Origin of the sequence: Pseudomonas sp. B14(2017) (assembly GCF_002113255.1) — a bacterium.
GTDB lineage: Bacteria > Pseudomonadota > Gammaproteobacteria > Pseudomonadales > Pseudomonadaceae > Aquipseudomonas > Aquipseudomonas putida_Z.
The window spans coordinates 18,787-42,185 of the sequence record NZ_NEJY01000014.1 but is presented as its reverse complement, the minus strand read 5'-3'; the positions used below and the strand labels follow the sequence as shown (position 1 = coordinate 42,185).

21 protein-coding genes are annotated in these 23,399 nt (G+C 65.5%); 16 read left to right on the top strand and 5 right to left on the bottom strand.

What is annotated here, in order from left to right; all coding sequences use genetic code 11:
* Positions 1-154 precede the first annotated feature (154 nt).
* The 7 genes from CAG34_RS15845 (at position 155) to CAG34_RS15815 (ending at position 6,588) form a co-directional block, all read left to right on the top strand.
* Positions 155-1,135 (top strand): quinone oxidoreductase, encoded by a 981-nt coding sequence (locus CAG34_RS15845; protein ID WP_013972529.1) that lies wholly within the window; start codon positions 155-157, stop codon positions 1,133-1,135.
* Between the two features lie 13 nt (positions 1,136-1,148).
* On the top strand, positions 1,149-1,997 hold the full coding sequence (locus CAG34_RS15840) for a TauD/TfdA family dioxygenase (protein ID WP_013972530.1): 849 nt from the start codon (positions 1,149-1,151) through the stop codon (positions 1,995-1,997).
* Between the two features lie 54 nt (positions 1,998-2,051).
* Positions 2,052-3,104, top strand: a complete 1,053-nt coding sequence (locus CAG34_RS15835) for a 3-keto-5-aminohexanoate cleavage protein (RefSeq protein WP_075045141.1) — start codon at positions 2,052-2,054, stop codon at positions 3,102-3,104.
* Between the two features lie 187 nt (positions 3,105-3,291).
* Entirely contained in the window at positions 3,292-4,608 is a 1,317-nt protein-coding gene (locus tag CAG34_RS15830) for an MFS transporter (RefSeq protein ID WP_085591131.1), read from the top strand.
* Positions 4,605-5,258 (top strand): DsbA family protein, encoded by a 654-nt coding sequence (locus CAG34_RS15825; RefSeq protein WP_085591129.1) that lies wholly within the window; start codon positions 4,605-4,607, stop codon positions 5,256-5,258. Before CAG34_RS15830 ends, CAG34_RS15825 begins: the two co-directional genes overlap by 4 nt.
* Positions 5,255-5,581 carry a Rieske 2Fe-2S domain-containing protein gene (locus CAG34_RS15820; protein ID WP_013972534.1) on the top strand — a complete coding sequence of 109 codons (327 nt, stop codon included), beginning with the start codon at positions 5,255-5,257 and terminating at the stop codon, positions 5,579-5,581. The genes CAG34_RS15825 and CAG34_RS15820 overlap by 4 nt, the downstream gene beginning before the upstream one ends.
* Positions 5,578-6,588 carry a YeiH family protein gene (locus CAG34_RS15815; protein ID WP_085591127.1) on the top strand — a complete coding sequence of 337 codons (1,011 nt, stop codon included), beginning with the start codon at positions 5,578-5,580 and terminating at the stop codon, positions 6,586-6,588. Before CAG34_RS15820 ends, CAG34_RS15815 begins: the two co-directional genes overlap by 4 nt.
* Positions 6,589-6,740: 152 nt before the next feature.
* On the opposite strand, the gene CAG34_RS15810 is transcribed toward CAG34_RS15815, so the two are convergent.
* Positions 6,741-7,799, bottom strand: coding sequence for an AraC family transcriptional regulator (locus CAG34_RS15810; RefSeq protein ID WP_075045146.1), 1,059 nt, complete (start codon positions 7,797-7,799; stop codon positions 6,741-6,743).
* Between the two features lie 207 nt (positions 7,800-8,006).
* Here CAG34_RS15810 and CAG34_RS15805 point away from each other — a divergent pair, with 207 nt between their 5' ends.
* From CAG34_RS15805 to CAG34_RS15765, 8 genes are all read left to right on the top strand, one after another.
* The gene (locus CAG34_RS15805) at positions 8,007-8,585 is read left to right on the top strand and encodes an alpha/beta hydrolase (protein ID WP_085591125.1); all 579 of its coding nucleotides are present in this window, start codon (positions 8,007-8,009) and stop codon (positions 8,583-8,585) included.
* A 74-nt stretch (positions 8,586-8,659) separates the two neighbouring features.
* Positions 8,660-10,615 carry a DUF1302 domain-containing protein gene (locus CAG34_RS15800; protein ID WP_085591123.1) on the top strand — a complete coding sequence of 652 codons (1,956 nt, stop codon included), beginning with the start codon at positions 8,660-8,662 and terminating at the stop codon, positions 10,613-10,615.
* 38 nt (positions 10,616-10,653) lie between these two features.
* A complete protein-coding gene (locus CAG34_RS15795; protein WP_085591120.1) occupies positions 10,654-12,012 on the top strand; it encodes a DUF1329 domain-containing protein in 1,359 nt (452 codons plus the stop codon).
* A gap of 21 nt (positions 12,013-12,033) precedes the next feature.
* Positions 12,034-13,029, top strand: a complete 996-nt coding sequence (locus CAG34_RS15790; RefSeq protein ID WP_085591118.1) for a YCF48-related protein — start codon at positions 12,034-12,036, stop codon at positions 13,027-13,029.
* Positions 13,030-13,044: 15 nt separating this feature from the next.
* On the top strand, positions 13,045-15,609 hold the full coding sequence (locus tag CAG34_RS15785; protein ID WP_085591116.1) for an RND family transporter: 2,565 nt from the start codon (positions 13,045-13,047) through the stop codon (positions 15,607-15,609).
* Positions 15,602-17,380, top strand: coding sequence for an acyl-CoA dehydrogenase C-terminal domain-containing protein (locus CAG34_RS15780; RefSeq protein ID WP_085591114.1), 1,779 nt, complete (start codon positions 15,602-15,604; stop codon positions 17,378-17,380). Before CAG34_RS15785 ends, CAG34_RS15780 begins: the two co-directional genes overlap by 8 nt.
* 11 nt (positions 17,381-17,391) lie before the next feature.
* Positions 17,392-19,032, top strand: a complete 1,641-nt coding sequence (locus tag CAG34_RS15775) for a fatty acid--CoA ligase (protein WP_085591286.1) — start codon at positions 17,392-17,394, stop codon at positions 19,030-19,032.
* A gap of 858 nt (positions 19,033-19,890) precedes the next feature.
* Positions 19,891-20,391 (top strand): methylated-DNA--[protein]-cysteine S-methyltransferase, encoded by a 501-nt coding sequence (locus tag CAG34_RS15765; RefSeq protein WP_085591111.1) that lies wholly within the window; start codon positions 19,891-19,893, stop codon positions 20,389-20,391.
* A gap of 4 nt (positions 20,392-20,395) precedes the next feature.
* Here the strand turns inward: CAG34_RS15765 and CAG34_RS15760 are convergent, their stop codons facing one another.
* The 3 genes from CAG34_RS15760 to CAG34_RS15750 all read right to left on the bottom strand — a co-directional run bounded on the left by CAG34_RS15760 (position 20,396) and on the right by CAG34_RS15750 (position 21,970).
* The gene (locus CAG34_RS15760) at positions 20,396-20,638 is read right to left on the bottom strand and encodes a hypothetical protein (RefSeq protein WP_085591108.1); all 243 of its coding nucleotides are present in this window, start codon (positions 20,636-20,638) and stop codon (positions 20,396-20,398) included.
* On the bottom strand, positions 20,635-21,378 hold the full coding sequence (locus CAG34_RS15755) for a carbon-nitrogen hydrolase family protein (protein ID WP_085591106.1): 744 nt from the start codon (positions 21,376-21,378) through the stop codon (positions 20,635-20,637). Before CAG34_RS15755 ends, CAG34_RS15760 begins: the two co-directional genes overlap by 4 nt.
* A gap of 76 nt (positions 21,379-21,454) precedes the next feature.
* Entirely contained in the window at positions 21,455-21,970 is a 516-nt protein-coding gene (locus CAG34_RS15750) for a DUF3016 domain-containing protein (RefSeq protein WP_085591104.1), read from the bottom strand.
* 75 nt (positions 21,971-22,045) lie between these two features.
* Here CAG34_RS15750 and CAG34_RS15745 point away from each other — a divergent pair, with 75 nt between their 5' ends.
* Positions 22,046-22,771 (top strand): metallophosphoesterase, encoded by a 726-nt coding sequence (locus tag CAG34_RS15745; RefSeq protein ID WP_085591102.1) that lies wholly within the window; start codon positions 22,046-22,048, stop codon positions 22,769-22,771.
* Here the strand turns inward: CAG34_RS15745 and CAG34_RS15740 are convergent.
* A complete protein-coding gene (locus CAG34_RS15740; RefSeq protein WP_085591100.1) occupies positions 22,719-23,333 on the bottom strand; it encodes a LysE family translocator in 615 nt (204 codons plus the stop codon). The two genes, CAG34_RS15745 and CAG34_RS15740, sit on opposite strands and share 53 nt — an antisense overlap.
* Between the last annotated feature and the right edge of the window lie 66 nt (positions 23,334-23,399).

Sequence of the window (23,399 nt, the reverse complement as noted above, 5' to 3'; positions counted from 1 at the left end):
ACCCGGTTTTCGTGATCGGCAGGTCGACGCACGTACTGTCATCAAATGAAAACCCGCTGTCGTCCGATGCGAAGCACCCCGCACCCCAAGGGCATACAGTCCAATCACCCAGAACTGACGCCATGCGTCCAGATCGATGATTGGAGAGACAAGCATGTCCAAAGTCGTACGTTTCCATCAGACCGGTGGCCCCGAGGTGCTGCGCTACGAGGACGCCGAGGTCGGCGAGCCCGGCCCGGGGCAGGTGCGCTTGCGCCAGGTGGCGGTGGGCCTGAACTACGCCGATACCTATTTCCGCAACGGCACCTACCCGATCCCGCTGCCCAATGGCATCGGCGTGGAAGCGGCTGGCGTGGTCGAGGCGCTGGGCGAGGGCGTGACCCAGGTGGCGGTCGGTGATCGGGTCACCTACACCGGCTTCCTCAACACCCTGGGCGCTTATTGCACCGAGCGCCTGATCCCTGCCGCCGCGCTGATCAAGCTGCCGGATACCATCGCCTTCGAAACCGCCGCCGCCATGACCATGCGCGGCCTGACCTCCGCCTACCTGCTGCGTCGGCTGCATGACTTCAAACCCGGCGACAGCGTGCTGCTGCATGCTGCCGCTGGCGGGGTCGGCCTGATCGTCGCGCAGTGGGCGCAGCTGCTGGGGCTGAACGTGATCGGCACGGTGTCCACCGAAGCCAAGGCTGAAGTGGCTCGCGCCCATGGCTGCAACCACGTCATCAACTACAGCGTCGAGGACGTTGCCACGCGCGTGCGTGAGCTGACCGACGGGGTAGGGGTGAACGTGGTGTTCGACAGCGTTGGCAAGAACACCTTCATGGGCTCGCTCGATTCGCTCAAGCGTCGCGGCCTGATGGTTTGCGTCGGCACGGCGTCAGGCACCATCCCGCCGTTCGACCCGCAGTTGCTGGCGATCAAGGGCTCGCTGCAGCTCACCCGCCCGGCTCTGGCCGACTTCATCGCCGACCCGGCGGAAAAGGCCGACCTGGCCGGCGAGCTGTTCGATCACGTCGGCAGCGGGCGCATCCGTATCGAGATCAACCAGCACTACGCACTGCAGGATGCCGTCCAGGCCCACCGTGACCTGGAAGCGCGCAAGACCACCGGCTCGTCGATCTTCGTCATCTGAAGAGGGCAACAGCATGCACATCGAACAACTGACCTGCGCGATCGGTGCCGAGGTAAGTGGGGTCAACCTGGCCGACGCGATCCACGACGACGACCTGTTCGCCCAGCTTCGCGCGCAGTTGCTCCGGCACCGTGTGCTGTTCCTGCGCGACCAGCACTTCAGCCGCGCCGAACACGTGGCGTTCGCCCGCCGCTTCGGCGACCTGGAGGACCACCCGGTGGCCGGCAGCGACCCGGAGCATCCGGGCCTGGTACAGATCTACAAGCGCCCGGACCAGCCCAACGACCGCTATGAAAATGCCTGGCACACCGACGCCACCTGGCGCGAGGCCCCGCCGATGGGCTGTGTGCTGCGCTGCATCGAATGCCCGCCGGTGGGCGGCGACACGATGTGGGCGAACATGGTGCTGGCCTATGAAAACCTGCCAGGCGATGTGAAGGCCAAGATCGAAGGCCTGCGCGCCCGTCACAGCATCGAGGCCAGCTTTGGCGCCGCCATGCCGCTGGAAAAGCGCCTGGCGCTGAAGGCGCAGTTCCCCGATGCCGAGCACCCGGTGGTGCGCACCCACCCGGAAACCGGCGAGCAGGTGCTGTTCGTCAACGCCTTCACCACCCATTTCAGCAACTACCACACCCCGCAGCGGGTGCGCTTCGGGCAGGACGCCAACCCCGGTGCCAGCGACCTGCTGCGTTACCTGATCAGCCAGGCCTACCTGCCGGAGTACCAGGTGCGCTGGCGCTGGAAGCCCAACAGCGTGGCGATCTGGGACAACCGCAGCACCCAGCACTACGCCGTCATGGACTACCCGCCGTGCCACCGCAAGATGGAGCGCGCCGGGATCAAGGGCAGCCCCACGTTCTGAGTTCGTCGCCGTCGCTGGCGGCAACCGCACAATAACAATAGCGAGGACTACAGCATGCAATTCTTCGACGATTCGTTGCACCCGGAAAACATGGAAAAGGTGGTGATCACCGTGGCCCCCTATGGCCCGGAGTGGATGCCTGAAGACTTCCCTGAAGACATTCCCCTGACCATGGACGAGCAGGTGCAGAAGGCTGTCGACTGCTACGAGGCAGGCGCCACCGTACTGCACCTGCACGTGCGCGAACTGGACGGCAAGGGCTCCAAGCGCCTGTCCAAGTTCAACGAGTTGATCGCCGGGGTGCGCGAAGCGGTGCCGGACATGATCATCCAGGTTGGCGGATCGATTTCCTTTGCCCCGGAAAGCGAAGGCGAGGCGGCCAAGTGGCTGTCGGACGACACCCGGCACATGCTCGCCGAGCTGACGCCGCGCCCCGACCAGGTGACCGTCGCCATCAACACCACGCAGATGAACATCATGGAGTTGCTGTACCCCGAGTACCTGGAAGGCACCTCGCTGGCCAGCCCGGCGATTCATGCCGCCTATAGTGAAATGACCGTGCCGGCCGGCCCGGCCTGGGTCCGCGAGCACCTGCGCCGCCTGCAGGCCAGCAACATCCAGCCGCATTTCCAGCTGACCGGCATGCATGCCCTGGAGACGCTCGAGCGCATCGTCCGCCGCGGTGACTACATGGGCCCGCTGAACCTGACCTGGATCGGTATTGGCGGCGGTTTCGACGGCCCCAACCCGTTCAACTTCTTCAACTTCATCCACCGCGCGCCGGACGGTTGCACCCTGACCGCCGAATCGTTGCTGAAGAACGTGCTGCCGTTCAACACCATGGCCCTGGCCATGGGCCTGCACCCACGCTGCGGCAACGAAGACACCATCATCGACCAGCATGGCAAGCGCTTTACCTCGGTGCAGCAGATCCAGCAGACCGTGCGTGTGGCCCATGAGCTGGGCCGCGAGATTGCCAGCGGCAAGGAAGCACGCGCCATTTACCGCATCGGGCAGCAGTACGACAGCATCGAGCAGACCCTCGAGGCCAACGGCATGGCGCCGAATCGCCAGCCGGGTGTGAAGGGCGTGCCGCAGCGCGGCTGATGCTGGTACGGCAGGTCCGGCCTCTTCGCGGGCATGCCCGCTCCCACAGGTGCGGCACTGGCCCAAAGGTCGACGCTGTCCCTGTGGGAGCGGGCGAGCCCGCGAAGAGGCCCGCAAAAGCAACATGAATGTTGGCTGTAACCATAACAACAAAAACAACCTCACGCCCCGCACCCAAGGAGGCAACATGGCCACCTATCTCGCCAGTGCCGAAGATTCCGGCACCGACACCGCCCACAGCGTCCCCCGGCGCTATGCCTGGGTGGTCTTCGCCCTGACCTTTGGCCTGTTGATCTCCGACTACATGTCGCGCCAGGTGCTCAATGCGGTGTTCCCGCTGCTCAAGGGCGAATGGGCATTGAGCGACAGCCAGCTCGGCCTGCTCAGCGGTATCGTCGCGCTGATGGTCGGCCTGCTGACCTTCCCGCTGTCGCTGCTGGCCGACCGCTTCGGCCGGGTGCGCAGCCTGGTGCTGATGGCGGTACTGTGGAGCCTGGCCACCCTCGGCTGCGCCCTGGCGGAAAACTACCCGCAAATGTTCGTCGCGCGGTTTCTGGTCGGGGTGGGCGAGGCGGCCTACGGCAGTGTCGGCATCGCCGTGGTGGTCGCCGTGTTCCCCCGCGACATGCGCTCGACCCTGGCCGGCGCGTTCATGGCCGGTGGCATGTTCGGCTCGGTGCTGGGCATGGCCCTGGGCGGTGTACTGGCCCAGCACCTGGGCTGGCGCTGGGCATTCGCCGGCATGGCGCTGTTCGGCCTGGTGCTGGCGATGCTGTACCCGCTGATCGTCAAGGAAGCGCGTATTGCGCCTCGATGCGCGCAGCAGTCGCAAGGCAAGGCCGGCCGCCCGCTGCGCACCCTGTACAGCAGCCGTTCGGTCATCGCGGCCTACGTCGGCAGCGGGCTGCAGCTGTTCGTCGGCGGCACCGTGATCGTCTGGATGCCCAGCTACCTGAACCGCTATTACGCCATGGGCACCGACCGCGCCGGGGCTATTGCCGCAGTCATCGTGCTGTGCAGCGGCATCGGCATGATCCTCTGCGCCATGCTCTGCGACCGCCTCGGGCGGCAGCGCCCGGACCGCAAGATCAGCCTGGCCATCGCCTACTGCCTGGGCAGTTGTGCGCTGTTGTCCCTCGCTTTCGCGCTGCCAGCCGGCACCGCCCAACTGGTGCTGATCTGCCTGGGCATGATGATCGCCGCCGGCACCAACGGCCCATCCAGTGCCATGGTCGCCAACCTCACCCACGCCTCGGTGCACGGCACCGCGTTTGCCACCCTGACCCTGGCCAACAACCTGTTGGGCCTGGCCACCGGGCCGCTGATCACCGGGCGCGTTTCCGACCTGATCGGCCTGCATGCCGCCTTCCAGCTGGTGCCGCTGATGAGCATCGGCGCAGCGGCGGTGTTTTTCCTCGCCAAACGTCATTACCACCGCGACATGGATCGTCTGCACGCACCGGCACACGACACTGCCGACGCACCCCGGGAGTTGAAACCGTGAAACAGCTGTTGTCCGTCGAAGTGTTCTTCGATTTCGTCTGCCCGTGGTGCCTGATTGGCCAGCGGCACCTGCAGGCCGCCCTGTTGCTGTTGCAGCGCGAACAGCCGCAAGTGCAGCTACAACTGCAATGGCGAGGTGTGCAGTTGTTGCCTGGCTTGCCAGCCGGTGGCGTGCCGTTCCATGCCTTCTATCTGCAACGCCTGGGCAGCGAGGAGGCAGTACGCGAGCGCCAGGCCCAGGTGCGCGCCGCTGCCCGTGTGGTAGGCGAGGACATCGACTTCTCGCGTATTCGCCGCATGCCCAACACCGGCAATGCCCATCGGCTGCTGCAACGGGCTGCCCAGTTGCTCGAAGCAGCGCAACTGGAAGCCTTGCTGGCGCAGCTGTTCATCGCCTATTTCCACCAGGGCCGCGATCTGGGGGATAGCCGCACCTTGCTCGACATCGCCCAATGTTGCGGGCTGGATGCCGCGCAGGTAGTCGACTGCCTGCGTGACGACGGCAGCCCGTTCCTCGATGGGGCCGGGCGCGCTGGCAGTGCCGTGCCGCGCTTCCGTTTCAATCAGGGGCCGCTCGTTGCGGGTGCACAGCCTGCCGAGGTGCTGTATGCGGCAATGACCGAAGCGCTGCAAGAGGTTGAGAGGGCATGACCCGGCGCATTGCATTGGCCCCCCATCAGGTGCCGGAACGTGACGGCCGTGTGCTGTTGGCCTGCGAAGGACGCAGCGTGGCGCTGTTCAACGTTGCCGACTCGCTCTATGCCATCGACGACAGCTGCCCGCACCAGGGCGCGTCGTTGTGCGGCGGCCGGCTGGAAGGCCGTGTCATCCAGTGCTGCGCGCATGGCCTGCGTTTTGACCTGGCCAGCGGCTACCTGGTCAACTCCAGGGCCTTGAAGGTTGCCAGCTACCCGGTCGAGCAGCAGGGCGGGCAGGTCTACATCGTGTTTGACAGTGAGGAGGCGGGGCAATGAATACACTGGCACTTGGCGCTACCCATCAGCGTATCCGCACCCTCGCCCCGGGGGTGGTGGTCAGCCTTGTGGTCGGCGCGGCCGCCAGTTTCCTCGGTGAGCATTACGCGGCCCCGGTCATGCTGTTTGCCTTGCTATTGGGGATGGCGCTGAACTTTCTCGCGGTCGATGGCCCCTGCAAGGCCGGTATCGAGTTCACCGCCCGCACGGTACTGCGCCTGGGCGTGGCGCTGCTTGGCATGCGCATCACCCTGGACCAGATTGCCAGCCTGGGCTGGAAGCCCGTGGCCCTGGTCGTGACCCTGGTGGTGGTGACCATCCTGGTCTCGGTGGTGGTGGCCAAGGTGCTGGGTTTTTCACGGCTGTTCGGCATGCTCACCGGCGGTGCCACGGCCATTTGCGGTGCCTCGGCTGCGCTGGCGCTGGCAGCTGCCTTGCCACAGCACCCGCGCAAGGAGCATGCAACGCTGTTCACCGTGATCGGCGTGTCGGCGCTGTCGACCCTGGCGATGATCCTCTACCCGATGATTGCCCAGTGGCTGCACCTGTCCCCAGCGCAGGCCGGGGTCTTCCTCGGTGCGACCATCCACGACGTGGCGCAGGTGGTGGGGGCGGGCTACAGCATGTCTACCGAGACCGGCGACATCGCCACGGTGGTCAAGCTGATGCGGGTGGCCATGCTGTTGCCGGTCATTGTCTGCGCGGCCATGATCACCCGGCGCCAGGGCCTCGAGGCCGGTGGCCAGCGGCCGCCCTTGTTGCCATGGTTCGCGGTCGGCTTCCTGCTGCTGGCGTGCGTCAACAGCACAGGCTGGGTACCCACCGCGGTGCAAGCCGGTATCAACGACCTGTCGCGCGGCTGCCTGGTGGTGGCGATCAGTGCCCTGGGCATGAAAACCCAACTCAAGGCGCTGGCTTCGGTCGGGTTGAAACCCATTGCGCTGATGGTGGGGGAGAGCGTGTTTCTTGTGCTTTTGGTGCTGGCGTTGATGCACTGGGGCCTTTAGAAAGTGACCGTGGGTGACAACACTCCGCGGCGCCTGCTTCGCGGGCATGCCCGCTCCCACAGGGCCGGCGCTGGGTCGAGGGTTTGTACCATACCTGTTCTGGCCTCATCGCCGGCAAGCCAGCTCCCACAGGGATAGCGCATGGCTTGAGGTCAATACGGTCGAGGTGGGAGCTGGCTCGCCGGCGATGGGCTGCATGGCAGCCCTAATGGGCCGGCCCGCTGTGCCCGCCAACTGGCCGGCGGCATGCCGAACTGGGCGATGAACCAGCGGGTGAACGAACTCGGCATCGAATAACCCAGCATGTCGGCGATACGCCCCAGCGAATAGCCGGGGTTTTCCAGGTAGCGCATCACCAGGTCACGGCGCACGCTGTTGATCAGGTCCTTGAAGGTCAACCCGCTTTCTTCCAGGCGCCGCTGCAGGGTGCGCACGTTCATGCCCTGGGTTTGTGCCACCTGCTCGATGGTGGCGCGGCCCATGGGCAGCAGCAGGTAGATGGTCTTGCGCAACTCCAGCTCCAGGGACGGCGTGCCGCCCGCCGGCAGGCTGTCCAGATAGCGCTGCGCCAGACGCGCCATAGCCTCGTTGGCCTGCGGGCTGGCGCTGTCGAGGTCGGCGGCCGGGCAGACGATACCGTTGAACTCGCTGCCGAACACCAGCGTGCAGCCGAAAATGCGCCGGTGGGTGGCCAGGTCGGCGGGAGGCGCGTGGGTGAAGTTGGCGCTGATCGGGTGCCAATGCGCACCTAGCAGCGCCGCGCACAGGCGCATCATCACGCCGATCGCCAGCTCGGTGGCCTGGCGGCTGCAGGGCGCGCGTTCGTTGATCACCTCCTCACGGATGACCACGGTCTTGCCGGCTTCCTCGATATGAATGGCCAGGGCGTCATTGAGCAGGTGACGGTACTGCACGATCACCTGCAGCGCATCACGCAGGGTGCGTTGGTGGCTGAGCAGCAGGCTGATTTCGCCGAAGTCCGACAGTTGCCGCAACTCGGCCATGCGCAGGCCGAAGCTTTCGCAACGGGTGGCGCTGGCGGAGGCTTCCAGCAAGGTGATGACGCTGGCAACCGGGATACGCCGGTTGGGGTCATCGAGCAACGCGGCGCTGAGGCCAACCTGTGCCAACAGTGCATGGGGATTGAGGCCCAGGTGGCGGGACACCTCAAGGTAATTGGTCAAGCTGGCGGCACGGACTAGGGCAGGCATCTTTGGTTGTTTTCCATGCGGTTTCTTGTTGTTGGGTATGCCGACATGCGTTTTGTGTTTTATAGCCTGCGTGTCATGAATTGAAAAGCAAAGCCCTGTCTTGGCCATTGTCATCAAATGAAAAGCCCCTGACGCCCAATGTGAAGCACCCGGTGGGTGGGCTGTTTACTGTGAACCTCAAGAGCTACACCGCACACGAGGTTCACCGTGGAAAAACTGCAAACCACTGCCACCGTGCTGATCGTCCCCGGCCTGCGCGACCATGTCGCCGAACACTGGCAGACCCTGCTCGCAGGCCGCCTGGCCAAGGTGCGCAGCGTACCGCCGCTACAGTTCGACGGCCTGAGCTGCACGGCCCGGGTCGAGGCGATCCAGCGCGAACTGGACCAGATCGATGGTGAAGTGATCCTGGTGGCGCACAGCGCTGGCGTGCTGATGGTCGCCCACTGGGCGGCGCGCTACCGGCGGCCGATCAAGGGTGCATTGCTGGCGGCGCCGCCCGACCTGAACGCGCCATGGCCGGCCCACTACCCAAGCCCGGCCAGCCTGGCCGAGCACGGCTGGTCGCCATTGCCCCAGGCGCCGCTGCCGTTCCCCAGCATTGTCGCGGCCAGCAGCAACGACCACCTGGCCAGCTTTGCCGCGGCCAGCACCCTGGCCCAAGGCTGGGGTAGCGAACTGGTCGCACTGGGGGCCGTCGGCCACCTCAACCCGGCCTCCGGCTTCGGCCCCTGGCCGCAGGCCGAGGCGTTCATCCAGCGACTGGACCAGCCCAACCTGCAATAGCGCATGGACGCCCCAGCCACGCTCGCAAAAGACGGGCGGCGAAAAAAACAATAACAATACGTGGAGCCATCGTAATGCCAGAACACCGCATTCACCGTGCTGTGAAACCACAGCGCTGCCTGCTCGCCTGCGCCATCGGCCTGCTCACGCTGCCCGCCGCCCAGGCGTTCGAAGTCGATACCGGTAATGAAAACTGGGCCGTGCGCTTCGACAACACCGTCAAGTACAACTACGGCGTACGCACCGAAAGCGCCGACAAGCGCATGCTTGGCACGCCCAACAGCAACGACGGTGACTACAACTTCCGCAAGGCCGGCACCAACATCACCAACCGGGTCGACCTGCTGACCGAACTGGATGTGGTCTACCAGGGCAATATCGGGTTCCGCGTCAGCACCGCCAGCTGGTACGACAAGGCCTATGACAACACCGGCTCCAATAGCAACCCGTTCGTCAACGGCAACGGTGACCAGTCCGGTATCAACCCCAGCCTCAATGGCCTGCCCGGCACCGGTGTGCCGCTGGGCAGCCCGCACCTGAGCAACTACGCCCAGCGTTACTACAGCGGCCCGTCCGGTGAAGTGCTGGATGCCTTCGTGTTCTTCAGCCGTGAAGTCGGCGAGGCTTCGCAGGTCAGCGCCAAGCTGGGCCAGCACAACCTGTTCTGGGGTGAAACCCTGCTCAACCCGGTGCACTCGCTGAGCTACGGCCAGTCGGGCCTGGACCTGGCCAAGCTGGCCGCCTCGCCGGGCACCGAGGCCAAGGAGCTGTTCGTGCCGCGCAACCAGCTGTCGACCTCGTTCCTGGTCAATTCCGAACTGACCCTGGGCGCCCAGTACTTCTTCGACTGGGACGCCGCCCGCCTGCCCGAAGCCGGTACCTACTATGGCGGCACGGACGTGGTAGGCGAGGGCGCCCAAAGCTTCCTGCTCGGCCACACCGGTACCCCGGGGCTCATCCCGGTACGCGGCGCGCTGACCACCATCCGCCGTGGCCATGACCTGAACCCGGGCAAGAGCGGCGACTGGGGCATCATGGCCAAGTGGTCGCCCGAGTGGCTGGGCGGCACCCTCGGCTTCTACTACCGCAAGACCTCCGAGATTCTCCCGCAGGCCTGGCTCGACGCGCGCGGCATGACCGTCGCCAATGGCCCGTTCGGCAACCCGCCGGGCAGCCGCCAAGGCGCAGTCGGCAACCTGTACAACTCGCTGCAAAGCACTACTTACCAGTTCGCCTACTCCGACGACATCGACATCTATGGCCTGAGCCTGTCCAAGGATGTGGGCGGCATCAGTGTCGGCAGCGACCTGAACATCCGCCACAACATGCCGCTGGCGAGCATCCCGGCAATCGTCAGCGCCCCCGGCCAGGGCGGCCTGGGCGGCGGCTTCGGCCTGCTGCCGGCACGCCTGCCCAGCAGCGGGGTGATCTACGACGTGCCCAAGGATGGCGACGGCCTGAGCGCCACCGGCGACACCCTGCACTGGACCTTGAACGGCCTGATGACCATTGGCGACACGCCGCTGTTCGATTCGGCAACCCTGCTTGGCGAGCTGTTCTACAGCAACCTGCTCAAGCTCGATAGCCACAACGAGGCCTTGTACAAGGGCAAGAGCAGCTACCGCGGCATCGACAAGGCCACCCGCGACAACTGGGGCATCGCCGTCAACTTCACCCCTACCTGGTACCAGGTGCTGCCTGGCATGGACCTGAGCATGCCGCTGTCGGTCAACGTCGGCCTCGACGGCGTGTCGCCGGTGCAGGGCGGTGGCGCCGAGAACACCGGCAACTATGCGGTGGGCGTGAGCGCCGCGATCTACAACCAGTACTTCGTCGACCTCAAGTACGTCGACAGCTTCGGTGAGACCAAGGCCTGCAAGGACGGCCAGACCGACGGCAGCACCCCCAACGCCCTGGACGGCGAACAGGATTACACCTGCTACGGCGGCGGCTACGCCTCCTTCTCCGGCGGTGGTGCCACCACCGAGGACCGTGGCGCCCTGTACCTGACCGTCAAGACGACCTTCTGAGTCATGTTTCCTACAGCCTACACAGGAAGACAACCATCATGAATTTCGTACGTACCCTGCTGGCCTCGTGCCTGTCACTGGCCGCCCTGAACGCTGCCCAGGCCGCCGTTTCCACTGACCAGGCCGCGCGCCTGGGCACCAGCCTGACCGTCATCGGCGCGGAAAAGGCCGGCAACGCCGATGGCTCGATCCCGGCCTACCAGGGCGGCCTGCTGACGCCGCCAGCCAGCTACCAGAGCGGCGCCAGCATGCGCCCCGACCCGTTCGCCAGCGACAAGCCGCTGCTGGTGATCGATGGCAAGAACGCCGAGCAGTACAAGGGCCAGCTGACCGCCACCACCCTGGAACTGCTCAAGCGCTACCCCAGCTACCGCGTCGATGTGTACCCGACCCACCGTAGCGTGGCGCTGCCGCAAGCGGTACTCGACAACACCCGCAAGAACGCCACTGCCGCCAACAGCAAGGAGGGCGGCACTGCGGTGGACAACGTGCTGCCGGGCATCCCGTTCCCCATTCCGCAGAACGGCGCCGAGGCCATGTGGAACTTCCTGCTGCGCTATCAGGGCGTGAGCATGACTGCCAAGTACGACTCTTGGAACGTCGACGCTGCTGGCAAGCCATCGCTGTCGACCACCGGCCAGGCCAATATCAGCTACCCGATCTACGAAGACATGGCCAAGCCGATCGGTGCCAAGGACACCTACTACCAGATGAAGCTGGTATACACCGGGCCCGCACGCCGTGCCGGCGAAGCGATGATGCTGCGCGATGCCGCCAACCCGCTGGTGCAGCCACGCAGCGCCTGGCAGTACCTGCCGGGCCAGCGCCGGGTCAAGCTGGCGCCGAACCTGGCCTACGACACGCCCAACCCGGGCACCTCCGGTTCGGGTACCTACGATGACGTGTTCGTCTTCAACGGTGCGCTGGACCGCTACGACTGGACCCTGGTCGGCAAGCAGGAAATGTACGTGCCGTACAACACCTACCAGCTGACCTACAACACCGACGTCAAGCAGGTGATCACCCCCAACCACCTGGCGCCGCAGTTCGTGCGCTGGGAGAAGCACCGGGTGTGGGTGGTGGAAGGCAAGCTCAAGGAGGGTGCGCGCCATATCTACCACAAGCGCCGCTTCTACCTCGACGAAGACAGCTGGATCGCCCTGGCCTCGGACCAGTACGACGCCCGTGGCCAGCTGTACCGCGGCTCGTTCGCCTTCCTCACCCAGAGCTATGACAAGCAGACCCCGGACGCCACGCCGTTCATGATCTACGACCTGATCGGCGGCACCTACAACCTCAATGGCGTGGTCGGTGCCTACGGCGGCATCCGCTACATCGACCCGCTGTCGAAAACCCAGTGGTCGCCTGAGTCGCTGGCCGGCAACGGCATTCGCTGAACGCACGCAGCAGAGGTGGCAATGTCTGTCTTCAAACGATGCAGCGTGGTAGTTCTGGCTTTGGCCGCGCTGCAGGGCGCGGCCCAGGCTGCGCCCTTCACCGATGTGCTGGACCTGCCCGCCATGCCCAGCGCCCTGGTCGCCAGCAGCGCCTTGCGCGATGTAACCCTGGCCGGCCAGCGCCTGGTCGCGGTGGGCCCGCGTGGGCACATCCTGTACTCCGACGACCACGGCGCGCACTGGCAGCAGGCCCAGGTGCCGGTCAGCGCCGACCTTAATGCCGTGAGCTTCGCCACGCCCGAGCTGGGCTGGGCGGTTGGCCACGATGGCGTGGTGTTGCACAGCCGTGATGGCGGCGTGCACTGGCAGAAGCAGCTGGATGGCCGGGCGCTGGCCGAACAACTGCCGGGCACAGGTAGCGACAATGCCTTGCTCGACGTTTGGTTCAGCGATGCCCGCAATGGCTATGCGGTCGGCGTGTTCAACCTGCTGTTGCGCACCGTTGATGGCGGCGAGCACTGGCAGCCCTGGCTCGACCACAGCGATAACCCGCAAGGCCTGCACCTGACCAGCCTGGCCGCGGTGGGTGACGAGCTGTACATCACCGGCGAGCAAGGCCTGTTGCTGAAGCAGGACGGTGAGCGCTTCAGCCGTGTCGAGACACCCTACGCCGGCACACTGTTCGGTGCTGTCGGCAAGCCTGGCGTACTGCTGGTCTACGGCCTGCGTGGGCATGCCTACCGCAGCACCGATGGCGGCCGGCAATGGCAACCGGTCAGCACGGGTGTGAACACCAGCCTCACCGCCGCCGGCGTCGACCGTGATGGCCAGCTGTGGCTGGCCAGCCAGGCTGGCGACCTGCTGCTCAGCCGGGATGATGGCGCAAGCTTCAGCCCGGTGCCGCAAAGCGCCCGTGGCCCGGTGACCGCGCTCGCCACCGATACCGGCAACGGCCTGGTACTGGTGGGCGAGCGGGGCGTGCGCAACCAGCCCGGTAACCCCACGCTGCACCCATAACAAGAGAAGACCCTGATGGCCGCTACCCGCCAAGACACCCTGCCGGTAATCCGCAACCTCGACGATTTCGACCCACGCTCGGGCAATTGCCTGGAGCGCCTGGTGTTCAACCATCGCCTGCCGTTCCTGCTGTGCATGCTGCTGGCGACCCTGGTGCTGGGCTACATGGCGCTGACCCGCCTGGAGCTGCGCCCCAGTTTCGACAAGATGCTGCCGCAGAGCCACCCCTACATCCAGAACTACCTGGAAAACCGCCCATCACTGCGTGGCCTGGGCAACGCGGTGCGGGTGGTGGTGGAGAACACCCAGGGCGACATCTTCGACCCGGGCTACCTGCAGACCCTGCGCCACATCAACGACGAGCTGTTTCTCAGCCAGGGCGTGGACCGGGCCTGGGTGAAGTCGCTGTGGAGCCCGGCGGTGCGCTGGACCGAGGTGACCGAGGAGGGTTTCCAGGGTGGCCCGGTGATGCCTGACGGCTACCAGGGCGCTGCGGGTGACATCGAGCAGCTGCGGCAGAACATCGAGCGCGCCAATATCGTCGGCAGCCTGGTGGCGCGCGACTTCAAGTCGAGCATGCTGGTCGTGCCGCTGCTCGACCAGGATTCGGCCACCGGCAAGGGCCTCGACTATCACGCCTTCTCGCAGAAGCTTGAACAACTGCGCAGCCAGTATCAGGCCAGCGGCCAGTACCGCATCCATGTGATCGGCTTCGCCAAGCTGATGGGCGACCTGATCGACGGGCTGATCCAGGTGATGGCGTTCTTCGCCCTGGCGGTGCTGACCAGCCTGCTGATCATTTACTGCTATACCCGTTGCGTGCGCAGCACCCTGCTGGTGGTGCTGTGTTCGCTGACCGCGGTGGTGTGGCAGCTGGGCATCGTCGCCTGGCTGGGCTACGCCATCGACCCGTATTCGATCCTGGTGCCATTCCTGATCTTTGCCATCGGCGTGTCCCACGCGGCGCAGAAAATGAATGGCATCCTGCAGGACATCGGCCGTGGCACCCACCGTCAGGTAGCAGCGCGCTATACCTTCCGCCGCCTGTTCGTGGCCGGGGTGACTGCGTTGCTGGCCGATGCGGTGGGCTTTGCCGTGCTGATGCTGATCGACATCCCGGTGATCCAGGACCTGGCCATCACCGCCAGCATCGGCGTGGCGGTGCTGATCTTCACCTCGCTGCTGCTGATGCCGGTGGCGCTGTCTTATGTTGGTGTTGGCCGCAAGGCTGCCGAGCGGGCCCTGGAAATTGATGCTCGTTGGGGCCGCTCTGCGGCCCTTCGCGGGCATGCCCGCTCCCACAGGTATCGCGATAGACTTGAAGCTGACGCGGTCCCTGTGGGAGCGGGCATGCCCGCGAAGGGCTGCAACGCAGCCCCAATCAATCCATGGAGCCTGCTCGACCGCTTTACCGAACGCAAATGGGCCAGCGCCGCACTGCTGGTGGCCCTGGCCCTGGGCGCCCTCGGCATCTGGGGCAGCCTGCAACTGAAAATCGGCGACCTCGACAGCGGTGCCCCCGAGCTGCGCGCCGACTCCCGCTACAACCTCGACAACGCCTACATCACCCAGCACTACGCGCTGTCCAGCGATACCTTCGCGGTCATGGTCAAGACCGCTCCGGAAGGCTGCCTGCAATACCAGACACTGGTCCTTGCCGACCGACTGGCCTGGGAGCTGCAGCAACTGCCGGGTGTGCAGACCACCGTGTCGCTGGCCAACGCAGTGCGCCAGATCACCGCCGGCACCTACGAAGGCAACCCGCGCCTGAACAGCCTGCAGCGCAACCAGGACGTGCTCAACTACGCCGCCCAGCAGGCTTCGGTCAACGCCCCTGAGTTGTTCAACAACGACTGCTCGCTGATGCCGGTAATCGCCTACCTCAAGGACCATCGCGCCGACACCCTGGCCCAGGTGGCCGCCGTGGCCGAGCGTTTTGCCCAGGCCAACAGCAGCGCCGAACAGCAGTTCCTGCTGGCCGCCGGCAGCGCCGGTATCGAGGCTGCCACCAACGTAGTGGTCCGCGAGGCCAACCACCGCATGCTGTTGCTGGTGTACCTGGCGGTCACGCTGTTCTGCCTGTTCACCTTCCGTAGCTGGCGCGCCACGCTGGTGGCGATCCTGCCGCTGATGCTCACCTCGGTGCTGTGCGAGGCGCTGATGGTAGCCATGGGCATTGGCGTCAAGGTCGCCACCTTGCCGGTGATCGCCCTGGGCGTAGGCATCGGCGTGGACTACGCGCTGTACCTGCTCAGCGTGCAACTGCACTACCAGCGCGCCGGGTTGAGCCTGGCCCAGGCCTACCAGAAAGCTGTGGCCTTCACCGGCCGTGTGGTCGGGCTGGTCGGCATCACCCTGGCAGCCGGCGTGGTCGGCTGGGCCTGGTCGCCGATCAAGTTCCAGGCCGACATGGGCCTGCTGCTGACCTTCATGTTCCTGTGGAACATGCTCGGTGCGCTGGTGTTGATCCCTGCGTTGTCGCATTTCCTCCTGCGTGGCCAGGCCGCCCCGGCACCTGCCGAGGCCCAGGCCACGTCGCTTCCGCAAACCCAAGAAACCGAGTGTTCGCCTCATGTCTGATTACCTTCCGCCACTGCGCGACATGGATTTTCTGTTCAACGAAGTGTTCGACATCCCGGCCTGGTGGGCGCAAACGCCCGCGCTGGCCGAACAGGTCGATGGCGATACTGCCCGGGCCGTGCTCGAACAGGCCGGCCGGCTGATTGCCGAGGTGGTGGCGCCGCTAAACCGCAGTGGCGACGAGCAGGGCTGCCGCTGGGAGGCCGGCCAGGTACACACCCCCGATGGCTTCGCCGATGCCTACCGGGCATTTGCCGCAGATGGCTGGGTGGGTGTGGCTGGTGCCCCGGAATATGGGGGCATGGGCATGCCGAAAGTGATCGGTGCCCAGCTCGAAGAAATGCTCAATGCCGCCAACCTGTCGTTCGGCCTGTACCCGATGCTCACGGCCGGAGCCTGCCTGGCGCTGCTCAACCATGCCAGCGAGCCGTTGAAGGCGCTCTACCTGCCGCCCATGTACCAAGGGCGCTGGACCGGTTCGATGTGCCTGACCGAGCCGCACGCTGGCACCGACCTGGGCCTGATTCGCACCCGCGCCGAGCCGGTTGCCGATGGCCGCTACCGCATCAGCGGGACCAAGATTTTCATCACTGGCGGTGAGCAGGACCTGACCGAGAACATCATCCACCTGGTGCTGGCGCGGCTGCCGGATGCGCCCGCCGGGCCCAAGGGCATCTCGCTGTTCCTGGTGCCCAAGGTGCTGGTTGACGCCGACGGCGTGCTGGGCGACGCAAATGCGGTGAGTTGCGGGTCGATCGAGCACAAGATGGGCATCAAGGCCTCGGCCACCTGCGTGATGAACTTCGACGGTGCAATCGGCTACCTGGTCGGCGAACCGAACAAGGGCCTCAACGCGATGTTCACCATGATGAACTACGAGCGCCTTGGCGTAGGTATCCAGGGCCTGGCCCTGGGCGAACGCTCCTACCAGGGCGCCATCGCCTATGCCCGTGATCGCCAGCAGGGCCGTGCGCTGACCGGCGCCGAAGCGCCGGGGCAAGCCGCTGACCCGATCGTCGTCCACCCGGATGTGCGGCGCATGCTGCTGACCATGAAAGCGCTGAACGAAGGCGGGCGGGCCTTCTCTACCTATGTGGCTCTGCAGCTGGACCTGGCCAAATACAGCGAGGCCCCGGTGGCACGCGCCCAGGCCGAGGCCAAGGTGGCGTTGCTCACACCGGTGGCCAAGGCCTTCCTCACCGACATGGGGCTGGAAACCACCGTGCACGGCCAGCAGGTGCTGGGCGGCCATGGCTATATCCGCGAGTGGGGCCAGGAGCAGTTGATCCGCGACTGCCGCATCACCCAGATCTACGAAGGCACCAACGGCATCCAGGCCCTCGACCTGGTGGGGCGCAAACTGTTTGCCGATGGCGGCCAGGCCTATCGCAGCGTGTCCGACGAAATTACCGCCTTTGTCGAGACGCTGCCCGCGGCGTGCGCCGAGTTCGGCGCGCCGCTGCTGGCTGCCGTGCGCAACCTCGACGAGCTGACTGCCTGGGTGCTCGACCGCGCGCAGGGCAACCCGCGCGAGCTTGGCGCGGCGGCGGTGGAGTACCTACAGGTGTTTGGCTACACCTTCTACGCCTACCTGTGGGCACGCATGGCCGTGGTATGCCAGTGTCATGCGGCCCCCGAGCCGTTCCACCTGAGCAAGCTGGGCACCGCGCGGTTCTACTTTGCCCGCCTGCTGCCACGCATTCATTCGCTGAGCGCCAGCGTCAGGGCCGGTAGCGACAGCCTGTACCTGCTCGAGGCCGGGCAACTGTGAAGGCCGCCGACATGATCACCACTCGCATCATGCCCGCGGCCGAGCAGGCCTATGCCTATCCGCTGCTGATCAAGCGCCTGCTGCTGTCGGGCGTGCGCTACCAGCCCAACCAGGAAATCGTCTACGCCGACAAGCTGCGCTACACCTACACCACGCTGCTCGAACGCATTCAGCGGCTGGCCAATGTGCTGACCGCCGCCGGGGTCAAGCCTGGCGACACCGTGGCCTTGCTCGACTGGGACAGCCACCGGGCGCTGGAGTGCTTCTTTGCCGTGCCGATGCTGGGTGCGGTGCTGCACACGGTGAACGTACGGCTGTCCACCGAGCAGGTGCGCTACACCATGAACCATGCCGAGGACCGCCTGGTCCTGGTGCATGACGATTTCCTGCCGTTGATGGCGCAATTGCGCGACGACTTGCCGACGGTGGAGGGTTTCATTCGCCTCGGCGAAGGCGACCCCGCAACGCAAGATGTGCCGCTGCTGGGTGAGTACGAACAACTGCTGGCGGCTGCCGAGCCGCAATTCGACTTCGCCGATTTCGACGAGCACTCACTGGCCACGCTGTTCTACACCAGCGGTACCACCGGCAACCCCAAGGGCGTGTACTTCAGCCACCGGCAACTGGTACTGCATACCCTGGTCGAGCAGGGCACCCTGGCTGCCTGCGGCGAGGTGCCGCTGCTGCGCAGCGGCGACGTGTACATGCCCATCACGCCGATGTTCCACGTGCATGCCTGGGGCGTGCCCTATGTGGCCACGGCGCTGGGTATCAAGCAGGTCTACCCCGGGCGCTACGAGCCCAACCGCCTGGTGCGCCTGTACCGCGACGAAGGCGTGACGTTCTCCCATTGCGTGCCCACGGTGCTGCAGATGATGCTCGACAGTGAAGAAGGGCGCCGCGCCGACCTGACCGGTTGGAAGATGCTGCTGGGCGGCAGCGCCCTGACCCTGGGCCTGGCGCAGCGTGCCAGCGAGCGCGGCATCAGCGTGCATTGTGGCTACGGCATGTCGGAAAGCTGCCCGCTGCTCAGCATCACCCACCTGAGCGCCGAGCTGCTGGCACTGCCCATGGCGCAACAGCTGCCGCTACGTATCGATGCTGGCGTGCCGATTGCCCTGGTGGACCTGCGCATCGTCGACGCTGAAGGCATTGATGTGCCCCGCGACGGCGAAAGCCTGGGTGAAATCGTGGTGCGTGCACCGTGGCTGACCCAGGGCTACCTGCATGAGCCAGAGCAGGGTGCCGCGTTGTGGCTGGGGGGCTGGATGCATACCGGCGATCTGGCCTGCATCGACCCTGCGGGTGTGGTGCGTATTCGTGACCGGATCAAGGATGTGATCAAGACCGGTGGTGAGTGGGTCAGCTCGGTGGCGCTGGAAAACCTGATCAGCCAGCACCCGGCTGTTGCATCGGTGGCGGTGATCGGCATCCCGGACCCGCAGTGGGGTGAGCAACCGTTGGCCTTGGTAGTCTGTTGTGACGGCATGCAGTTCGACCAGGCGGGATTGGCCGGGCATCTGCAGCCGTTTGTCGACAGCGGGCACCTGAACAAATGGGCGATACCACGGCAGTTGCGTTGCGTGGACGAGATCCCCAAGACCAGCGTTGGCAAGATCGACAAGAAGCGGATCCGGCAGGCATTTCTCTGAATGCTGGCAGCACCGGCTGATGGCACCGGCTACGCCGGTGTTCGCGGGCGCGCCCGCTCCCACAGGTATGGCACATTCCTTCGGCTGATGGGCACCCTGTGGGAGCGGGTTCACCCGCGAAGCAAGCGACACGGTGTATGGCACCGGCTGCGCCGGTGTTCGCGGGTAAACCCGCTCCCACAGGTACGGCGCATTCCTTCGGCTGATGGGCACCCTGTGGGAGCGGGCATGCCCGCGAAGCAGGCGATGCGGTGGATGGCACTGGCTACGCCGGTGTTCGCGGGCGCGCCCGCTCCCACAGGTACGGCGCATTCCTTCGGCTGGTGGGCATCCTGTGGGAGCGGGTTCACCCGCGAAGCAGGCAATGCGGTGTATGGCACCGGCTGCGCCGGTGTTCGCGGGTAAACCCGCTCCCACAGGTACGGCGCATTCCTTCAGCTGGTGGGGTCCCTGTGGGAGCGGGCATGCCCGCGAAGCAGGCGACGCGGTGGATGGCACCGGCTGCGCCGGTGTTCGCGGGTAAACCCGCTCCCACAGGTACGGCACATTCCTTCAGCTGATGGGCACCTTGTGGGAGCGGGTTCACCCGCGAAGCAGGTAATGCGGTGGATGGCACCGGCTGCGCCGGTGTTCGCGGGCGCGCCCGCTCCCACAGGTATGGCGCATTCCTTCAGCTGATGGGATCCCTGTGGGAGCGGGTTCACCCGCGAAGCAGGCGACGCGGTGGATGGCACTCTGGCCCGGGCAATATGCCGACGCCGATGTTCCGCTTGCATGATTGCCTGAGCAAGAAAGCGGATGCAGGCAGGGCTGTGGATGCGTACAGTAGGTTGATCGCAACCTGGCAGGAGCCTGCTTATGTCCAGCGCATTCACCTTCATGCAGTCGCCCGTCGGCACCTTGACCCTGGTAGCCCGTGGCGAGCGCCTGGCTGCCGTACTCTGGGAGGAGGAGCGGGAAAACCGCGTGCGCCTTGGCGCCCTGCACCGTGATGACCAGTGCCCGGTACTGCTGGAAACCGCCCGCCAGCTCGGCGAGTACTTCGCCGGCAAACGCCAGCGCTTCGAACTGGCGCTGGATTTTGCTGGTACCGAATTCCAGCGTCAGGTATGGGCCGCGCTGTTGGCGATACCGTTCGGTGAAACTCGCAGCTACAGCGACATCGCCCGGCAGATCGGCAACCCCAGCGCGGTGCGCGCGGTAGGCGCCGCCAATGGCCGCAACCCGATCTCGATCATCGCCCCGTGCCATCGGGTGATCGGTGCTTCGGGCAGCCTCACCGGCTTTGCCGGTGGCCTGGCGGCCAAGCAGTACCTGCTTGCGCTGGAGGGCCGGCAAAGCCTGGCACTGGACCTGTAAGGCGTCAGCAGAACCAGCTGGCGACCAGGCAGACCAGCACGGCCAACGTCGTGCCGGCCATCAGGGTGTACTGTCGATGAGCCCGGCGCGCATGAGGCTTGACTGCGCGCAGGTACTCGCCAGGTGTCGGCGCGTCGGGCCGGTGGCGCAAACCCTCGGCCACATCGGCCAGTTGCCCCTGAATGAGCAGCCCCGTCAGGTAGTAGGTACAGGCATAGCTCAGCAACGCCAGAAACAGATAGATCATGTCGGGTGCGGGACCAGGGGCACCGCCATGGCACTGGCGTTGGCGGTGTCCAGCACGATCAGCCCTTCGCTGTGGTCGTCCAGGCTGGCCAGCAAGCGCCCCTGGCTGTCCCAGGCCGCCGAGCCACCGGCGCCGATGAAGGTGTCGGCTGGCCCCACGCAGTTGGCTAGCAACACCGTCATGCCCAGCTCACGAGCCACCTCGGGGTAGTGCTGGTAACCCTCGCGGATGCCCTTGGCGGTTTTCGCCACGCTGACCAGGTACAGGTCGGCACCGTGTTCCCGTGCGGCTGCCGCATGCGCCATGAACATCGATTCGTAGCAGATCGCAGGCGCTACCCGGTGCGCGCCCACCTGCAGCAGCAAGGCTTGATCACCTGGGGTGAACCAGGGCAGTTCATCATCATGCAGGCGCCGCTTGGCATAGGCCTGGCGCGGTGCACCGGGGCTGAGGATTGGCATGCCGATACGAATGCCATCAGGCGTCGGCAGTGGCAGGCCTGCGGCGACGGTGATACCAAGCCGGTCGCAGGCTGCCTGCAGCGGGTCCAGCCGCGTCGAACTGACGGGCAGGGCGGCCTGGCGCGCGAGGGTTGGCTCATAGCCGGTCAGTGACAGTTCGGGAAATACCACCAGTTCGGCGCCAAGGGCCGCGGCCTGTTCGATGCAGGCCAGGTGGCGTTCGAGGTTGGCTTGCACATCGCCCTTGAGCGACGCCAGTTGCACGGCGCACAACTTCATGAAAAACCCTTCCCTGGTACAGGTTGAAGGGCCGAGCATACTACCGGCACCAACGCCTGTACCAGTGAAGGGATTTTCAGGATGCCGGGTGGACGGCGAAGCGTTGGCGGAACCAGTCGTTGAGCATGGCCTTTTCGGCATACAGGCGGTCGCTGCTGCTCGTGACCCGGCCCGGGCGGCTGAGGTACATCTTGTCGCTGACCCGTTCCTGCGCCTGCTGGTCGGGTTTGCCCGGTTGGCTGAGGGTGTAGCTGAGGTCGATGGTCGGCCAGGTGATTTCGCGCATGTAACGTACATCGTAGGCCTGGCTGTGCCAGGGCTCGAAACGCCCGGCCAGGTCGATGTCGCGAATGTCGATGACCAGTTGCTGGCCAGGTTGCAGGTAGCGTTGGCCAAGCTTCTGCAGGTACTGGGTCAGGGTTTTCATCACATAGGTGTCGGCGCCACGCTCGTACCCGTGGCTGTCGAGGCTGGCATCGCGGAATTTTTCCGGATGCTCGAAGCGTACCTCGACCTGCGCGGCCGGGGCACCTTGTGCCATGCTGTCCAATGACAGCGCCATGAGCACGGCACACACGAGGGCGGTACGCATGATGCACCTCCGGGGCAGATTGCGTGTGCCTCCATTTTACCCCTGGCATGGCGCTACCAGCAGAGGAAGATTGTAATGGCACGGTTTCGGCGTCTGATTGCCAACCTGCGGGGGCGTGACCTGGCGGTGGGCGATATCCATGGTCACTTCCAGCGCCTGCAGCAATGCCTGGATGGGGTGGGTTTCGATCCGGCCGTGGACCGCCTGTTCAGCGTGGGGGACCTGGTCGACCGTGGCCCGGACAGCGAGGCGGCGCTGGAATGGCTGGCGCAGCCCTGGTTCCATGCCGTGCAGGGTAATCACGAAGCCCTGGCAATCACCCGCGTGCGCGGCGGGCGGCTCGATCTGGACATGTACCGCGCCGCCGGGGGTGGCTGGTTTCTGGACCTGCCGAGGGCTCGGCAGTTGCGTTTCGTGGAGCGCTTCGAGCAGCTGCCGATTGCGATAGAGGTTGAAAGTGCAGCGGGCCTGGTAGGGCTGCTGCATGCCGACAGCCCATATGCCGACTGGACAGTGTTGAGGACCTGGCTGGAACTGGAGGACGACCCGCAAGTACGGGAAGTGTGCCAATGGTCGCGGCGGCGGTTGAAGGTAGGTGATACCGAGCCCGTGCAGGGCCTGCGTGCCTTGTTGGTGGGCCACACGCCGGTACTGGAGGCCAAGCTGCTGGGCAACGTCTGGCACCTGGATACCGGGGGTTGGGCCAGTGGCCATTTCACCTTGATGGACATGCGGACCCTGCAACTGGTCAGCCCCAGGCCAGGTGAAACAACAGTGCCGCAGCCAATAGCACCAGCATGACCCCGGAGGCCCGCTCCAGCCACGGCAGGCAGCGGGCGAAGCGCCGCAGCACCAGCGGGTTGCCGATGGCCACGGCAACCAGCAGGTCCCACAGCAGCACGATGCTGAACATCCACAGGGCACAGGTTGCTTTCCAGGCAATGCTGGCGCTGGCGACCATGCTGACCAGGCTGGCATAGAACAGCGCATTCTTGGGGTTGAGGATGCCGGACAGGAACCCCATGCCCAATCCCCGCCACCACCCTTGGGCGGTCTGCTTGCCAGCGACTGCGCCCAGGCTGGTTTGCCCGGCATGGCGCAGGAACAAGGTGCCGATGTACAGCAGGTAGCCGGCGCCGGCCAGTTGCAGGGCGGTGAACAGCAGGCTGCCTTCCTGCAGTACCGACAGGCCGGTGAAAGCCATGGCGATGAACACGCCATTGGCCAGGGCGATACCCAGGCAGGCGCCGCTCGCGACGCGCCAGCCGGCGCTGACCGAGGTGCGTGCGACCAGGAAGAAGTCCGGGCCGGGAGAGAGCAGGGCGAGGAAGTGGGCGAGGGCGATGATCAGGAACTGTTGCATTGGGTGAGGTTGCTCTGGCGTAAAGCCTGACTCTGCCCCTCGGCGCTCATGCCGTATTGAACAATA

Coding starts and splice junctions, on each gene's coding strand:
- CAG34_RS15845 (WP_013972529.1), top strand. CDS start 155: ATGTCCAAAGTCGTACGTTTCCATCAGACCGGTGGCCCCGAGGTGCTG.
- CAG34_RS15840 (WP_013972530.1), top strand. CDS start 1,149: ATGCACATCGAACAACTGACCTGCGCGATCGGTGCCGAGGTAAGTGGG.
- CAG34_RS15835 (WP_075045141.1), top strand. CDS start 2,052: ATGCAATTCTTCGACGATTCGTTGCACCCGGAAAACATGGAAAAGGTG.
- CAG34_RS15830 (WP_085591131.1), top strand. CDS start 3,292: ATGGCCACCTATCTCGCCAGTGCCGAAGATTCCGGCACCGACACCGCC.
- CAG34_RS15820 (WP_013972534.1), top strand. CDS start 5,255: ATGACCCGGCGCATTGCATTGGCCCCCCATCAGGTGCCGGAACGTGAC.
- CAG34_RS15815 (WP_085591127.1), top strand. CDS start 5,578: ATGAATACACTGGCACTTGGCGCTACCCATCAGCGTATCCGCACCCTC.
- CAG34_RS15810 (WP_075045146.1), bottom strand. CDS start 7,799: ATGCCTGCCCTAGTCCGTGCCGCCAGCTTGACCAATTACCTTGAGGTG.
- CAG34_RS15800 (WP_085591123.1), top strand. CDS start 8,660: ATGCCAGAACACCGCATTCACCGTGCTGTGAAACCACAGCGCTGCCTG.
- CAG34_RS15795 (WP_085591120.1), top strand. CDS start 10,654: ATGAATTTCGTACGTACCCTGCTGGCCTCGTGCCTGTCACTGGCCGCC.
- CAG34_RS15790 (WP_085591118.1), top strand. CDS start 12,034: ATGTCTGTCTTCAAACGATGCAGCGTGGTAGTTCTGGCTTTGGCCGCG.
- CAG34_RS15785 (WP_085591116.1), top strand. CDS start 13,045: ATGGCCGCTACCCGCCAAGACACCCTGCCGGTAATCCGCAACCTCGAC.
- CAG34_RS15780 (WP_085591114.1), top strand. CDS start 15,602: ATGTCTGATTACCTTCCGCCACTGCGCGACATGGATTTTCTGTTCAAC.
- CAG34_RS15775 (WP_085591286.1), top strand. CDS start 17,392: ATGATCACCACTCGCATCATGCCCGCGGCCGAGCAGGCCTATGCCTAT.
- CAG34_RS15765 (WP_085591111.1), top strand. CDS start 19,891: ATGTCCAGCGCATTCACCTTCATGCAGTCGCCCGTCGGCACCTTGACC.
- CAG34_RS15760 (WP_085591108.1), bottom strand. CDS start 20,638: ATGATCTATCTGTTTCTGGCGTTGCTGAGCTATGCCTGTACCTACTAC.
- CAG34_RS15755 (WP_085591106.1), bottom strand. CDS start 21,378: ATGAAGTTGTGCGCCGTGCAACTGGCGTCGCTCAAGGGCGATGTGCAA.
- CAG34_RS15750 (WP_085591104.1), bottom strand. CDS start 21,970: ATGCGTACCGCCCTCGTGTGTGCCGTGCTCATGGCGCTGTCATTGGAC.
- CAG34_RS15745 (WP_085591102.1), top strand. CDS start 22,046: ATGGCACGGTTTCGGCGTCTGATTGCCAACCTGCGGGGGCGTGACCTG.
- CAG34_RS15740 (WP_085591100.1), bottom strand. CDS start 23,333: ATGCAACAGTTCCTGATCATCGCCCTCGCCCACTTCCTCGCCCTGCTC.